The sequence below is a fragment of the Pectinatus frisingensis genome (assembly GCF_014076555.1).
Classification (GTDB): Bacteria; Bacillota; Negativicutes; order Selenomonadales; family Selenomonadaceae; genus Pectinatus; species Pectinatus frisingensis.
In genome coordinates, this window is record NZ_CP045424.1 from 1,872,920 (window position 1) to 1,889,101 (window position 16,182).

Sequence of the window (16,182 nt, forward strand, 5' to 3'; positions counted from 1 at the left end):
ACAAAACATTCTACAATGAACATGCCAAATATTATCCGCTGCCGGCCCAAATTATCTCACAGATAACTTTTCTACCAATTTGCGGGCAAAACCACGCACCGCCGCATCAACTGCAAAAAATGTTTCAGCCGTCACATTTTGGATAACGTTGTGCTTTTGCATCGCCTGCTCGATTATCGAATAAATATCCAAAAATTTGATTTTCCCCTTCAGTAACGCATCAACTGCCACTTCATTGGCCGCATTAAGGACACACGGCATTGTACCACCGATTCGTCCGGCTTCATAGGCAAAATCTATACCCTTAAAAGTATCGGTATCCGGTTGTTCAAAGGTCAGCTGCGGCATATTCCAAAAATCAAGTTTTTGTGCCGTCAGACCAAAACGCTGCGGATAAGTCAATGCATACTGTATAGGCAGGCGCATATCAGCAGTCCCCATCTGCGCCATTACAGTACCATCCACATACTCTACCATTGAATGAACAATGCTTTGCGGATGGACTACTACTTGAATTTTATCATAAGACATGTCATAAAGCCAGTGGGCTTCAATTATTTCTAAACCTTTATTGACCAAAGTAGCGCTGTCAATGGTTATTTTCCTGCCCATTGACCATGTAGGATGATGCAGACATTCTGCAATATTAACATGCTCGAGATCTGCCGTCTTTTTACCGCGAAACGGTCCACCGGAAGCTGTAAGTAATAGCTTGCTTACTTTATCCCGCTCATTTCCCTGTAAACACTGAAAAATAGCACAATGCTCACTATCGACCGGCAGAATACTGACATTTTTCCGAACGGCTTCCTGCATTACTATCTCACCGGCTACAACCAGAGTTTCCTTATTTGCCAATGCAATATTTTTTCCTGCTTCAATCGCAGCCAATGTCGGCCTAAGACCGGCAAATCCCATCAATGAAGTTACCACAGTATCAGCTTCATCGATCACAGCCGCTGCAATAAGGCCTTCCTTGCCTGACAGAATTTTAGTTGTTCCGCTATAGCGGGCTCTCAGGCGATCCGCTGCATCTTTATTATATAAAACGGCTGATGCCGGCTTAAACTCATTTATCTGCTGCTCCAATAATTCATCATTATTATTGGCAGCCAACGCACTTATACTGAATAAATCAGGGTGCTGCCTTACTACTGATAACGTCTGCGTACCGACAGAACCAGTGGAACCCAGTACAGAAATATTCTTCATTTATTTACCTTTCCTATATCAAACACCAGGATATAGTAACCACTTTTTTAAATATTTTATAAAACTGCCAGTCAAAAAATCTCCGTTCAAAAATAGCAAAACGTAGTGAGTGTCTTTTACACTCTACGAAACCATTTTACTCCCAAATCATTCTTCAAAATATTGGAGTGTGTGATAATTTTTCTTTCTACTTTATAAGAATCACTTACCCAAAAGCTCCCCTCCAATGTACTGGAATACAATGTATATCTTAATACTACCAATGCAGAACAATTGGCAGAAATTTTGTCTGGAATACAATGTGTATCTTCTAACACCCAAATACTCCAATTGAAACGTCGAAACATGGTAAGTGTCCTCCAATATGTTGTAAGAAATCACTAACCTAAAGGCTCCCTTCCAGGGGAGCTGTCGGCGCAGCCGACTGAGGGGTTACCCTTAAACAAAACGATATTTTAATGCGAAAGTTTAAGAATAAACCCTCCCGCCATGGCTGCCATGCCACCCTCCCTGTCAAGGAGGGCTTTAAGATGCGTACTTATTATATATCTAATAAATAGTGATATCAAAACAGTTAACCATTAAAAATAAAATTCAACATATTGGAAAATGCAATAAATGTTTCTTTCTACTTCATAAAAAACACTAATCCAAAGGTTCCCTTCAAGATGCTGAAATATGATAAGTGTCTTCCAATATGTTGTAATAAAGTACTAACCCGAAGGCTCCCTTCCAGGGGAGCTGTCGGCGCAGCCGGCTGAGGGGTTACCCTTAGACAAAACAACATTTTAATGCGAAAGTTTAAGAATAAACCCTCCCGTCATGGCTGACGCCATGCCACCCTCCCTGTCAAGGAGGGCTTTAAGATGCGTACTTATTATATATCTAATAAATAGTGATATCAAAACAGTTAACCATTAAAAATAAAATTCAATGTATTGGAAAATGCAATAAATGTTTCTTTCTACTTCATAAAAAACACTAATCCAAAGGTTCCCTTCAAGATGCTGAAATATGGTAAGTGTCTTCCAATATGTTGTAATAAAGCACTAACCCGAAGGCTCCCTTCCAGGGGAGCTGTCGGCGCAGCCGACTGAGGGGTTACCCTTAAACAAAACAATATTTTAATGCGAAAGTTTAAGAATAAACCCTCCCGCCATGGCTGACGCCATGCCACCCTCCCTGTCAAGGAGGGCTTTAAGATGCGTACTTATTATATATCTAATAAATAGTGATATCAAAACAGTTAACCATTAAAGAATAAAATTCAACATATTGGAAAATGCAATAAATGTTTCTTTCTACTTCATAAAAAACACTAATCCAAAGGTTCCCTTCAAGATGCTGAAATATGATAAGTGTCTTCCAATATGTTGTAATAAAGTACTAACCCGAAGGCTCCCTTCCAGGGGAGCTGTCGGCGCAGCCGACTGAGGGGTTACCCTTAAACAAAACGATATTTTAATGCGAAAGTTTAAGAATAAACCCTCCCGCCATGGTGCTGACGCCATGCCACACTCCCTGTCAAGGAGGGCTTTAAGATGCGTAATTATTACATACTAATGAGTAGTAATATAAAAACAATTGACCATTAAAAAATAAAATTCAACATATTGGAAAATGCAATAAATGTTTCTTTCTACTTCATAAAAAACACTAATCCAAAGGTTCCCTTCAAGATGCTGAAATATGATAAGTGTCTTCCAATATGTTGTAATAAAGCACTAACCCGAAGGCTCCCTTCCAGGGGAGCTGTCGGCGCAGCCGGCTGAGGGGTTACCCTTAAACAAAACGATATTTTAATGCGAAAGTTTAAGAATAAACCCTCCCGCCATGGCTGACGCCATGCCACCCTCCCTGTCAAGGAGGGCTTTAAGATGCGTACTTATTATATATCTAATAAATAGTGATATCAAAACAGTTAACCATTAAAGAATAAAATTTAATAATATATGCAACTATTAATTATAAAAATACCAATTTAAATAAAATACTGGCTGAATCTATTAAAACAGACACACAGCCCAACGTCCGCCCTTAGAAGAGCAAAAAACCACACGCAGTGTGGTAAAAGTGCGCTGCATCATCCAACTTCGCCGGTGCCTATTAATGAACATATTATAAATCAATTATCTATTCATACCGACATTGCTAATATATCCTTAATACAAGAACCTTATTGTCCTATTTTTAACTCATTTAAGTATATATGCCTGACCCAGCATATAAAAATAATAAACCAACGGTGCCGTGAACAACAGACTATCAAATCGATCCAGTACACCGCCATGTCCGGGAATCAAATTCCCCGAATCCTTTATCCCAGTGCAACGCTTAAACATTGACTCCACCAAATCGCCCAAAGTAGCCACTATAGCAATGACGATCCCCAGCAGTGCCATCGGCAGCAGTTCAAAACCAAACAACATTCCCAGCAGCATAAGTGCCACAGCTGAGCCGGCAGTACCCCCGATAAGCCCTTCTATTGTCTTTTTAGGGCTTACCTCAGGGCATAATTTATGCCGGCCAAAAAAATACCCCGTAAAATAAGCAAATGTATCACTTGCCCATGTACCAATAAGCGCGATCCATAAGAACAGACAACCAATTGAAATACCATACGGTTCAACCAACTTATCAGCAAACATCAGCCGTAGCTGGGTTATGTAATAAAAACCGCCGCCTATATAAAAGATACCGGTTATTGCAATACAAGCTTCAATTGGTGAAAAAGTCTTATGGCAAAAAACCATCTTCAATAAAAATATTGCCAGAATAATTGCTGCTATAGGCATAAAAAAGCTTAAATCAATATTGCTCTCTACCGTGCCACTCAATGTCAGGCACGCCGCGGCAACAGTCCCGGTCCAAAGCGGTAAATTCATGTTCTTATGTTTAAAAGCGCGGACATACTCCTGCCATGCCAATACCGCCAAAGCGGCACTGCACAGCATAAACAAAAAACCACCCTGCATTATCACTATAAAGGCTGCGATAATACCGATTATTCCCGATATTATTCTCGTTTTCACTCTCAGTCCTCCATATCATTTACTCAGGCCGCCAAACCGCCGGTCCCTTGTCTGATAGCTCTGCACCGCTGCTGCAAAATCATCCGGCTGAAAATCCGGCCAATTTTTCTCTGTAAACCAAAGCTCGGCATAAGCGCACTGCCACAGCAGAAAATTACTGATTCTCATATCCCCGCCGGTCCTTATCAGTAAATCTACCGGCGGCTGATATGCCGTATACAGATTATTATCCACCATCTGCTCATCTACAGCAGATGCATCTACTTTTCCCACAGCGGCCATCTGAGCGATTTTCCTGACCGCCATAACTATTTCATCGCGGCCGCCGTAATTGACCCCTACATTTAAAGTGAGCCCGGTATTCTCTGCCGTCCTGTCTTCTGCATTATGTACCTGTTTTTGCAGATTTTCCGACAATTTTTCTACATAACCAACCACTTTGAGCCTTACATTATTTTTATTCATTTCTTCTATCTCCGAATCAAGATAGTAAGAAAACAATTTCATTAAAAAATCCACTTCAGTTATCGGACGCTTCCAATTCTCCGTGGAGAAAGCATAAACAGTGAGATATTTTATATCAATGGCAGAAGCTGCCTTAACGATTTCCCGCAGAGCATCGACTCCTTTTTTATGGCCGGCTGTACGGGGAAGGCCGCGCTTTTTCGCCCAACGTCCATTACCGTCCATTATCACGGCAACATGAACCGGCAGCAAAGCTTTGTCCAGATTGTCTAAAGCTGCTTTTCCCTCATTTTTTTCATTTTTATATAAAAACTTCTTCCACATACTTATAATAACCTCTTCGTTATGTCTAATACAAAATAGGTCCCTCTCCACAATAGCTAAAAAGAGAAGAGGGACCTTTTATCAGGGAGCTTCAATAGCTGATGCCGGGCAGGCAGCCTGACAGGCACCGCATTCTATGCAGGTGCTTTCATCAATTTCATAATGTTTTTCACCTTCGGAAATAGCGCCTACCGGGCAGGTAGCCGCGCAGGTGCCGCAGGAAATACATTCATCAGTGATCTTATATGCCATAATTTACACCTCCTTTCGCATTTTGGCGGCAGCCATAAGCTGCAAAACACCATTTTCAAGGTATTTTTCCCTTACGACATAAAGTATATCTGGATTTACCCTGAAAAAACCTCTATCCGGTGGAACGGTATAATCTATGACAAATTCCTTTTTCTTACTTTGCAAATCTATAACAGCGCTTGTCAAAAGCTGTCCCACATATTCCATAATCAAACTTCCATTATTTCTTTTTCTTTGCCGGTCTTTATATTATTAACTTCACTGACATATTTGTCAACCAGTTTCTGCATATCTTCCTGAGCCTTTTTGGTTTCATCTTCCGTCACTTCTTTTGCTTTTTCCATTTTTTTGACGGCGTCATTGGCATCGCGGCGCAAATTGCGCAGCGCTATTTTTGCTTCCTCTGCTTTCTTATTGACCGTTTTGACAAGTTCAGCCCTACGTTCCTGAGTCAGCTGCGGAATAGAAAGCCGTATAACATTGCCGTCAGAGTTGGGGCTAAGCTCCAGATCTGATTTCATAATAGCCTTTTCGATAGCATGCAGCAACGATTTTTCCCACGGTGCTATCACTATCATTCGTGGTTCCGGAACCGAAACATTGGCCACTTGATTGACCGGTGTCGGTGTTCCATAGTAATCCACCATGACTCTTTCCAGCAGTGCCGGTGTAGCCCGACCGGCGCGCAATGAACTATACTCCCGTTTCAACGAGTCGATTGTCTTCTTCATTCTATCTTCACTTGATGTGAATATATCCTTTATCATCATTTTTCCCCTCCGATGACCGTACCTATAGATTCTCCCAAGGCCGCCTTCAAAATATTGCCAGATTTATCAATATTAAATACAATAAGAGGAATCTTATTATCCATACACAAACTGGTAGCCGTAGCATCCATGACTGCCAAACCGCGCTGCAGTACCTCAATATATTCCAGTGTGTCAAACTTTTTGGCATCAGGATTGCAATTAGGATCACAATCATATACGCCATCGGTGTTTTTCTTGGCCATGAGAATAACGTCGGCTTCTATTTCTGCCGCCCGCAAAGCCGCCGTCGTATCTGTAGAAAAATACGGATTACCGGTCCCGGCGGCAAATATCACTACCCGTCCTTTTTCCAAATGGCGCACAGCACGTCTTCTGATGTAGGGTTCTGCCACCTGACGCATTTCAATGGCCGATTGAACACGTGTCGTAACATTGATCTTTTCCAAAGCATCCTGCATTGCCAAAGAATTCATCACTGTGGCAAGCATCCCCATATAATCGGCAGTTGTCCGATCCATTCCCTTAGCACTGCCGGCAAGTCCCCGCCAGATATTACCGCCGCCAACTACAATGGCTACTTCCACACCTTTTTGATAAACTTCCTTTACCTGCTGGGCAATTGATTCCACAACTACAGGATTTATTCCAAATCCCTGATCTCCAGCCAAAGCTTCACCGCTTAATTTCAAAACCACACGTTTATATTGTTTTACCGTCAACGATACATCCTCCGTCTAATATTAAATTGTTAATCAGGCATAATCATTTTCTATCCATTATTATATAATATCTCATATCTTCAAAAAAGAGAACACAAACTTTGTGTTCTCTTTTTGTTTTTTCCGTATATTATCCCTTCGCCGCAGCCATTACTTCAGCGGCAAAATCGTCAGACTTCTTTTCAATCCCTTCGCCCAGCTGATAACGGGTAAAACGGCGTATGGAAATATTTTCCCCGACTTTGGCAATCTTAGCCGTAACCAAATCAGAGATACTTTGATCTGGATCTTTAATGTAAGCCTGATCCATAAGGCATACTTCCTTATAATACTTTTCGATACGACCGTCCACCATTTTTTCAACGATTTTTTCCGGTTTGCCTTCAGCCAGAGCCTGTTCACGCAAAACCTTGCGTTCATGATCGAGTTCCGCCGGATTGACTTCTTCACGACGAATGCATTTAGGGTTGGCAGCAGCTATCTGCATAGCAATATCACGGGCAAATTCTTTAAAATCATCCGTACCGGCAACAAAATCGGTTTCACAGTTCACTTCCACCAATACACCAATACGGCCATTACCGTGAATATAAGAAGTAACAACACCTTCTGCCGCTACACGATCAGCTTTTTTAGCCGCGGAGGCCAATCCCTTTTCCCGCAAAAAGTCAACGGCCTTTGCCTTATCACCATCACATGCCGTCAAAGCCTTCTTGCAGTCCATCATTCCTGCTCCGGTCTGTTCACGCAGTTCCTTTACCATTGCTGCTGTAACATTTGCCATTAATGAAACTCCTCCTGTAAAAAAAGGGGCAAAGGGATAACATTCCCCTTACCCCCTCTTATATTTTAATTTTATTGTTGATTAATCTTTTACCGTTTCAGCTTCCTGGTCAGCTTCTTCTTCAGCATCTTCGCCGCCTTGACGGCCTTCAAGAACTGCATCAGCCATGCATTCAGTCAAAAGTTTAACTGCACGGATAGCATCATCATTACCAGGAATGACATAGTCGATTTCATCCGGATCACAGTTAGTATCAACGATTGCCACGATTGGAATATCGAGCTTTCTGGCTTCAGCCACGGCAATATGTTCCTTGCGCGGATCAATGACAAACAAAGCTCCCGGCAGTTTATCCATTTCTTCAATACCGCCTAATGCTCTTTCCAGTTTATCCTTTTCCCGGCGCAGCATCTGTACTTCTTTTTTGGTAAGAACTTCAAATGTGCCGTCTTCTTCCATAGCTTCGAGTTCTTTCAAACGGTTAATGCTCTTTCTGATCGTACCAAAGTTGGTCAGCATACCGCCGAGCCATCTTTCATTTACATAGTACATGCCGGCCTTTTCAGCTTGTTCTTTTACTGATTCCTGAGCCTGCTTTTTGGTACCGACAAATAATACCGATTTACCTTCTTCAGCAATTGAACGAACAAAGTTATAAGCCTCGTCGATCTTTCTTACTGTTTTTTGCAAATCGATGATATAGATACCGTTTCTTTCAGTGAAAATGTACTTAGCCATTTTCGGATTCCAGCGTCTGGTCTGATGACCAAAATGAACGCCTGCTTCTAATAATTGTTTCATGGAAATAACTGCCATGATAGTGCACCTCCTGTTTTATCCTCCACATATCTGTACTGCGGTTACAAACCTTGTAACAGGCACAGCGCCGCATATAATATGTGTGTGTTTTTACACCGTCAAATATTATATCATAAAAAAAATCCGCTGGCAACTAAAAAAACAGCCTCCGCTGTTTGCGGAGGCTGCCATGCTATGACCCATCAAGCCATAGTCAGATATTACTAATAAACTAAGTGCGTCAAGATCAGAAGAAGAATTCAACAGCACCATAAAGTTTGTTATAGTCACCCTTGTAGCCAGAGAAATCATTCGACAAATCTTTACCATCATAGTAACGTAATGTAGCGAGTATGTTCTGTGCAACAGTGTATTGTGCGCCTACTTCCCAACCTTTAGTTCCACGGGTTGAAGCATCATAAGTCGGGTTAATTGTAGCGAACTGCCCTAAATAACGATAAGCTGTGTACAATCCCCAAGAACCAGCTTTGGAAGCATCTGCACCTTTATAAGATAACGTAATATCATATGCCTTATCCTGAGCATCACCCTTATAACCAGTTACCGCATCAAGATTACTCTTAGCATAGATACCATATATGTTTACATTCTTATCAAACTTATAACCTAAGCCTGCTGCCCAAATTCCATCATTATCGGAATTGCCCTTGTTAAGGGTATCGATCGTACCATCACCCCTATTACCAGTTGCAAAATCACCATTCTTAATATTTCTTAAAGTATAGTATCCTGCCATAGCACTAAGTCCCTTAGCCGGTTTATAACCAGCTTCGAAAGAACCGTAGTTACCAGTACCATCATAAGCATTATGAGCAGCTGAAGCAGCATTTGATGCTGAATCAAAATCATAACGACCAACAACGGCTTTTACATAGCTAGTCTTGTCTTTGCCCATATTCCATTTGAACTGGGCACCGCTGATATTATCATCGATGATCATGCCTGAACCGAAGGTATCATCACTGTAGGTATCGAGTTTACCGAGTTTGGTATCAGCGCCGAATAAAGGACCTTCAACATAGATACGATCAACAACTGTATCGCTCTTATCCGTACCGCCATTAGCATTATTGCTGCCGGTTCCATTCGTACTGCCGCTGTTGTTGGCAGAATTGGCATTGGAATAGTATCTGATACGGGCATTAGCAGTCCAGCCGCTGTTGCCGATAAAAGCTTTTGGTTCAAGACGGAATTCATAAGTATTATTGTTCTGACGATCAGATGTTTTATCAACATAACTTGTTCCTGCTGTATCTTTTGCTGGTGATTTAATACCTGCATAAGAATACTTTAATTCGCCGCCCCATTTAACATTGTCGGATTTCTTTTCGAGATCTGATACGCGAACACCGAGGTTGTCGAGTTCTTCGGAGAATTCAGCAGCCAGTTTGTCAACAAGAGCTTTATCAGCTTTGTCGATATCGGTCTTGGTCATGGCTTTTGCTACGATCTGGGCCATTTCATAACGGGTCATTGTTTCCTGGCCCTTGTATGTGCCGTCGCCATAACCGTCAACGATACCGTCAGCAGCCAGTTTTGATACAGCGTCATATGCCCAGCTGTCAGCCGGTACATCGCTGAAAGGATTAGCTGCAGCAAAAGTTGTGCTGGCAGCACCGATGACTAAAGCACCGGTAATCATTGATACGAGAGTTTTTGTTTTCATCAAAAATTCCTCCTAAAATTTTGTGTCCAAAATCTCAGCAGGGAAATCGTATGAGTATCCACGTTTCCTCAACATTTTCGCCTTGCCTGTTTCGAACCTGTGACCATATTACCATATCGTTAAAAAAAAAGCAAGCTATTTTGAATTTTTTCTGACATATTTTTATCCGTTGTTTATCTTGTCGTTTCAAGCTATTTTATATAAATAGTTCATACTTAATTACTTTTTTCCAGAATTGTAAGCGTAAATAATCTGTATTTTTCTAATTATAAAAATAAATTTCAATATATTGGCGAACGTGATAAATGCTTCGTTCTATTTCATAGGAGAATTCATAAGAAAACACTAATCCAAAGGTTCCTTTCAAGATATAAGAATACGATAAGTATCTTCTAACATGTTGTAATAAATCACTGACCCGAAGGCTCCCTTCCAGGGGAGCTGTCGGCGCAGCCGACTGAGGGGTTACCCTTAAACAAAACAATATTTTAATGCGAAAGTTTAAGAATAAACCCTCCCTGTCAAGGAGGGCTTTAAGGTGCGTAATTTATTATATATCTAATAAATAGTGATATCAAAACAGTTTACCATTAAAGAATAAAATTCAACCTATTGGGAAATGCAATAAATGTTTCTTTCTACTTCATAAGAAAACACTAATCCAAAGGTTCCTTTCAAGATATAAGAATATGATAAGTATCTTCTAACATATTGTAAGAAATTATTAATTTAAAGGCTCCCTTCCAGGGGAGCTGTCGGCGCAGCCGACTGAGGGGTTACCCTTAAACAAAACAATATTTTAATGCGAAAGTTTAAGAATAAACCCTCCCTGTCAAGGAGGGCTTTAAGGTGCGTAATTTATTATATATCTAATAAATAGTGATATCAAAACAGTTTACCATTAAAGAATAAAATTCAACGTATTGGAAAATGCAATAAATATTTTCTTCTACTTCATAAGAGAATTCATAAAAGAACACTAATTCAAAGGTTCCTTTCAAAATATAGGCATATTGTAAGAAATTACTAATCCAAAGGCTTCCTTCAAGATATAAGAATATGATAAGTATCTTCTAACATATTGTAAGAAATCATTAATTTAAAGGCTCCCTTCCAGGGGAGCTGTCGGCGCAGCCGACTGAGGGGTTACCCTTAAACAAAACAATATTTTAATGCGAAAGTTCAAGAATAAACCCTTCCCGTCAAGGAGGGCTTTAAGGTGCGTAATTTATTATATATCTAATAAATAGTGATATCAAAACAGTTTACCATTAAAGAATAAAATTCAACGTATTGGAAAATGCAATAAATATTTTCTTCTACTTCATAAGAGAATTCATAAAAGAACACTAATCCAAAGTTTCCCCTCAAGATGCTGACATATGGTAAGTATCTTCCAATATGCTGTAAAAAATCACTGATTTAAAGGCTCCCTTCCAGGGGAGCTGTCGGCGCAGCCGACTGAGGGGTTACCTTCATTAAATATAGATGTCAATAAATACTAATATACATTATCAACTTTATAAAGAAAAAAGGAACCCTTATCCTTAATTATTACTTCCAAAAATTATACTTCAGAGACAGTACCAATAAATATTATTTATATTTTTTTATAATTGTTTCTTTATATATATTTGTTATCTTAATAAATAATCTAATATTTTTTATGCTTATATGAAATGAATATTATTTTTATTAACATTCCTATAACATATCGTTAATACCCTGTTAATCAATATTTTATATTGTATTTTAAAAATGAATTCGTAAATAAATACATACATATATTAGCTTTTTCCCTAATATATAAGGATTTACAAATGTCAAAAATAAATTCTCTTTAAAATTTATACATTTGCCTACAATTATAAATAATGATAATATGTTAGTAGGTCAGAATTAAGAAAATAATTTTTGAGGGAACACGGTAACTCAATTATTTTTTTCTCCAATCTGTCCAACACAATTTAGGAGGAATCTTTAATGAAAAAAAGAACTCTCGTCTCAATGATTACCGGTGCTTTAGTCATCGGTGCTGCCAGTACGACCTTTGCTGCGGCTAATCCGTTCAGTGATGTACCAGCCGACAGCTGGGCATATGACGCTGTATCAAAACTGGCTGCTGACGGTATCGTTGACGGTTATGGCGACGGCACATACAAAGGCCAGGAAACAATGACCCGTTATGAAATGGCCCAGATCGTAGCAAAAGCCATGACCAAGACCGATATTGACAAAGCTGATAAAGCTCTTGTCGACAAACTGGCTGCTGAATTCTCCGAAGAACTCGACAACCTTGGCGTCCGCGTATCAGATCTTGAAAAGAAATCCGACAATGTTAAATGGGGCGGCAGATTAAGATACTATTATCGTGGCATTAAAGATGATAATGTGCGAAATGCTAATGGTTCAGTAGCAGACAGAACCAATAATACCCAGTATGAATTCCGTCTTGAACCTAAGGCTTTTATCGGCAACAGCGGCTGGACAGCTAATGCCCGTATCAGATATTATTCCAATGCCAATTCTGCCAACAACAGCGGCAGTACGAATGGAACCGGCAGCAATAATGCTAATGGTGGCACAGATAAGAGTGATACAGTTGTTGACCGCATTTATGTACAAGGCCCATTATTTGGTGCAACTGCCAAACTTGGTAAATTACCGACATACAGTGATAACACCTTTGGAACCGGTATGATAATCGATGACAGCATCAGCGGTGCCGAATTCAATTGGAGTCTCAATAAGGACAAATCAGCTTATGCTATTGCCACCATTGGCCGCTATGACTACAACAAGAGTGCCAACAGCCTTGCTGCTGCCACAGCAGTAAACGCTTATGATGGAACTGCTGATTATGATTCCTTAGAAATAGGTTATAAGGCAGCTACCAAAGGTTTTAGCGGTCTAGCCGGCTACTATTCTTTGCGCAATATGAATGCTGCTTTTGCTACTAATAAAGACAGTGGGGGAAATACTGTCCAGATCCAAAAGGCCGGCGCTGATAAAAGTAATTTCTGGGTTGGTGGTTTAGGTTATAAATTTGATAAAAATGTCCAGTTATTCGGCATTTACGCTAAAAGTAATATGGATGAAGCTTCAAGCTATAAGGGTGATGACCAAAGCAAAGCCTATGATATCACCTTAAAATATAAAGGTGCCGATATAACTAAACCCGGCTCTTATGACATCTACGCTGCCTATCGCTATCTGGGCCAGTTTGCAACTGTTAACCCTACCTATGATATCAGTGCCCGCGGCACCAAGGGCTGGCAGATAGGAACTGACTATACAGTAGCCCAAAATATTCTGGCTACCGTTGAATATTATAAAGGCAAACAGTTATTTGCTGATTACAGTGGCAGTGACGCCGACTACAATGCTATTTACGGTCGTATCGACTTCTTCTTCTGATTAATTTCAGCATATATATTATTTCGTTATTATTTTGTTAATCGATTAATTTAATAGGTAAAAAACCGCGTAATGAAAAGTTTATGGCCTTTCATTACGCGGTTTTTATTTATAGGTTCAATCAATAGCTATTTTAAAAATACACTTTTTCACTTTATTTTGCAGTTCAGCATGAATTGCTGTCTTATGTATATCCTCCGGATAGCAGATAAGGAAATCACCTGCCCGCAGCATATACACTGAAGCTTGGGCTTCACCGGTCAATGTGAGCATATCTTTTTGCTCATCATAGGGATTTTCCCGCATATTTTCCTTAAAAGCAGTGTCTATGCGCTCGGTTCCCTTGATCAATACATGTACATCTATATATTTTCTATGTCCCTCCCAAAACCTTTCCTGTTCCGGCTGTGTCTTATATTCATCAATATTGACAAATATCCGATGGTCTTCTATTTCATATGAACCCGGTTTGATACTTGCCAAGTCATTTTGTTTATAGTATTGGAAACATTTTTTTATATCCGGACCCAAAACTGCTGTTTGATTATAATATAAATTGCCAAAAATCATTTAATCTCTCCTTTATATAAATTAATTGATGATTTACATTGCCTCGGTTAAATAACGACCTGCAAAAACAAATCTGTCTGCCTCAAGAATAACCAGCCTTTTAGATTGGCAACGGTCCTGATAATTTATTCTTACCTTATTTATCCTAAAGCCGCCACGCTTATACCACTCTGTAATGGGAGGTTTTGAATATACCAGTACAATATAAAATTATAATATATATTACACCAATAAACCTTTAAAGTCATTAAATGAATCGCACTTTTTAATCTCCTCAGTCATGACTGGAGCAGAAAAAATTGATATAAGAGACTCATACAGCTTACGAAAAATACTGATGTTCATTTTATTTATTGCCAATAAAAAAACTACATGTACCGGCTCGATTTCATCCCCCCACTTAATCCCTTTTTTAGATACCACCACTGAAACACATGTCTTGATCGCATCCATTTTTATAGAATGCGGTATTGCGATACCCGCAAAAGCTGTGTTGGCAGCAGCTTCTCGCTGAATAATATCATTTTCAAAATTTTTTTCCACATATTTTAGTTTTTGCAGATTTTCACAAAGAAAATGAATTATTTCTTTTCTGGAAAAAAGATCAATGTCACTAAAAAATAATTCTTTTTCAAAATATTGATCAAAATATTTCTTCAATAACTCATTTTTTCTATTTCTCCATACCTTATTAATTGCATCCTGAATAACACCCAGATTATTCTCAATAGAATAAGGCAAAATTTCCACCACAATTTTATCGCAATATCCTTTCGGTAATTTTATCCCGGTAAAAAGAATATCATATCGCAGTGACTTTAGGTCATCCATAGTATCGGCCACATCAACAAAATTCAACTGATTGCCAAAATTTATCATCAATTTATTCTGCAGATATGATGTTATATTAAGATAATTTGGACAGAAAATGACAGCGTCAATTTTATCTTGTGTTTTATTCTGCCGCTCAATTTCACCAGCTATATGTATAGCCAAAAAGGCTGTCTCATCCTCTGTTATATTTACCTTGAAATCTTTTCCGATGCATAATGCCATATATATTGCAATATCATAAATTATCGGACTCTTAATTTTTATATCACTTGTCATAGGATTAGCCAAAATTTTATTATCCTTCAAGCGAAAAATCATATTGCGTACATGAAGTGCAAAAGGGATGACGAATGCCTTATTCGATAAATCTACAAAATACATTTTTTCTGCCGATTTTATATAACTATTTATCTTATTTATAAAATCCTTGCCGATTGCTTCGACAAGGCCCTTGATTGATTTGGGATAAGAAATTATTGTATTTGACTTTATCAGCAAATATATATCATATTTATCTGCTGTATCCAGCAAAATATCAAATTCATTTTCTAATTTTACACACAGTGTCCTGCTGAATGAATTTTCCATTTTTGTCCCTGGACTAATATTATTTTCCACATTGATTATATTGTTATTTTTTTTACGATAAATAATAATAGCTAAATGCAATAGTACGAAATTAAAACCAAAATCATTTATATAAATATTATGACTGACAAAAAATGCTCTTACTAAAGAACTAAGCTTTTCCAGATCCACTTTTGTAAAATATTCTTTAAAGCGATAAATATCCATAAATGAATTTTTATCATTGTTATATATCCATGAACTTACCCATTTACGTATATCTTTTTCTTTTCCCGATAATAAAATCTGTTCATTTTTTACTATTATATTAACCCTGTATGGTGCAAATATTTTATTCAAATTAGCTATGTCATTATTTATTGTTGAATAACTAATATCAAGTTCTTCACATAAATCAAATATATCAACGGATTTATCATGCATCATCAAAATTTTTTTTACGATATAATCACGCCGTTCATCCGATGTTTTTATATTATCATTATTTTGTTCCTTTATTATATCTTCTGTTGGCATCTGCGGATTGATACGATAACCCCGATTTGTTGAAATTATAATTTTTTTGCCATATTTTATATTGATTTTTTTTATATAACTTTTTATGGTTCGTGTGCTGACACCAAAATCAACAGCAATTTTTTTACTGGTTGTAAAATCTTTTTGCCTGCTTAAATACAGATATATATCGAGTGCCTTCAATGCCATATACAGTCTTCCCTTCATGAAA

At 38.6% G+C, this 16,182-nt stretch carries 14 protein-coding genes; 1 reads left to right on the top strand and 13 read right to left on the bottom strand.

Going from position 1 to position 16,182, the window contains the following annotated elements:
* Nucleotides 1–51: 51 nt before the first annotated feature.
* The 11 genes from F8M42_RS08810 to F8M42_RS08860 all read right to left on the bottom strand — a co-directional run bounded on the left by F8M42_RS08810 (nucleotide 52) and on the right by F8M42_RS08860 (nucleotide 10,046).
* Nucleotides 52–1,212, bottom strand: coding sequence for a 1-deoxy-D-xylulose-5-phosphate reductoisomerase (locus F8M42_RS08810; RefSeq protein WP_182186044.1), 1,161 nt, complete (start codon nucleotides 1,210–1,212; stop codon nucleotides 52–54).
* A gap of 116 nt (nucleotides 1,213–1,328) precedes the next feature.
* Nucleotides 1,329–1,559, bottom strand: a complete 231-nt coding sequence (locus F8M42_RS08815; protein ID WP_182186046.1) for a hypothetical protein — start codon at nucleotides 1,557–1,559, stop codon at nucleotides 1,329–1,331.
* 1,848 nt (nucleotides 1,560–3,407) lie between these two features.
* Nucleotides 3,408–4,244, bottom strand: coding sequence for a phosphatidate cytidylyltransferase (locus F8M42_RS08820; RefSeq protein WP_182186047.1), 837 nt, complete (start codon nucleotides 4,242–4,244; stop codon nucleotides 3,408–3,410).
* A 15-nt stretch (nucleotides 4,245–4,259) separates the two neighbouring features.
* Entirely contained in the window at nucleotides 4,260–5,033 is a 774-nt protein-coding gene (locus F8M42_RS08825; protein WP_182186049.1) for an isoprenyl transferase, read from the bottom strand.
* Nucleotides 5,034–5,114: 81 nt separating this feature from the next.
* Complete coding sequence (locus tag F8M42_RS08830; protein WP_182186051.1) at nucleotides 5,115–5,285, bottom strand: DUF362 domain-containing protein; 171 nt, start codon at nucleotides 5,283–5,285, stop codon at nucleotides 5,115–5,117.
* A 3-nt stretch (nucleotides 5,286–5,288) separates the two neighbouring features.
* Nucleotides 5,289–5,492 carry a hypothetical protein gene (locus F8M42_RS08835; protein WP_182186052.1) on the bottom strand — a complete coding sequence of 68 codons (204 nt, stop codon included), beginning with the start codon at nucleotides 5,490–5,492 and terminating at the stop codon, nucleotides 5,289–5,291.
* 2 nt (nucleotides 5,493–5,494) lie between these two features.
* The gene (frr, locus tag F8M42_RS08840; protein ID WP_182188700.1) at nucleotides 5,495–6,052 is read right to left on the bottom strand and encodes a ribosome recycling factor; all 558 of its coding nucleotides are present in this window, start codon (nucleotides 6,050–6,052) and stop codon (nucleotides 5,495–5,497) included.
* The gene (gene pyrH / locus F8M42_RS08845; protein ID WP_182186054.1) at nucleotides 6,052–6,777 is read right to left on the bottom strand and encodes a UMP kinase; all 726 of its coding nucleotides are present in this window, start codon (nucleotides 6,775–6,777) and stop codon (nucleotides 6,052–6,054) included. The genes frr and pyrH overlap by 1 nt, the downstream gene beginning before the upstream one ends.
* Nucleotides 6,778–6,907: 130 nt before the next feature.
* A complete protein-coding gene (gene tsf / locus F8M42_RS08850; RefSeq protein WP_182186056.1) occupies nucleotides 6,908–7,561 on the bottom strand; it encodes a translation elongation factor Ts in 654 nt (217 codons plus the stop codon).
* 81 nt (nucleotides 7,562–7,642) lie between these two features.
* The gene (gene rpsB, locus F8M42_RS08855) at nucleotides 7,643–8,377 is read right to left on the bottom strand and encodes a 30S ribosomal protein S2 (protein WP_182186057.1); all 735 of its coding nucleotides are present in this window, start codon (nucleotides 8,375–8,377) and stop codon (nucleotides 7,643–7,645) included.
* A 229-nt stretch (nucleotides 8,378–8,606) separates the two neighbouring features.
* The gene (locus F8M42_RS08860) at nucleotides 8,607–10,046 is read right to left on the bottom strand and encodes an S-layer homology domain-containing protein (protein ID WP_182186059.1); all 1,440 of its coding nucleotides are present in this window, start codon (nucleotides 10,044–10,046) and stop codon (nucleotides 8,607–8,609) included.
* Nucleotides 10,047–12,029: 1,983 nt separating this feature from the next.
* Between F8M42_RS08860 and F8M42_RS08865 the strand changes: the two genes are divergently transcribed.
* On the top strand, nucleotides 12,030–13,463 hold the full coding sequence (locus F8M42_RS08865; protein ID WP_182186061.1) for an S-layer homology domain-containing protein: 1,434 nt from the start codon (nucleotides 12,030–12,032) through the stop codon (nucleotides 13,461–13,463).
* 117 nt (nucleotides 13,464–13,580) lie between these two features.
* On the opposite strand, the gene F8M42_RS08870 is transcribed toward F8M42_RS08865, so the two are convergent.
* Entirely contained in the window at nucleotides 13,581–14,033 is a 453-nt protein-coding gene (locus tag F8M42_RS08870; RefSeq protein ID WP_182186063.1) for a YhcH/YjgK/YiaL family protein, read from the bottom strand.
* Between the two features lie 222 nt (nucleotides 14,034–14,255).
* On the bottom strand, nucleotides 14,256–16,160 hold the full coding sequence (locus tag F8M42_RS08875; protein ID WP_182186064.1) for a BglG family transcription antiterminator: 1,905 nt from the start codon (nucleotides 16,158–16,160) through the stop codon (nucleotides 14,256–14,258).
* Nucleotides 16,161–16,182: the final 22 nt, after the last annotated feature.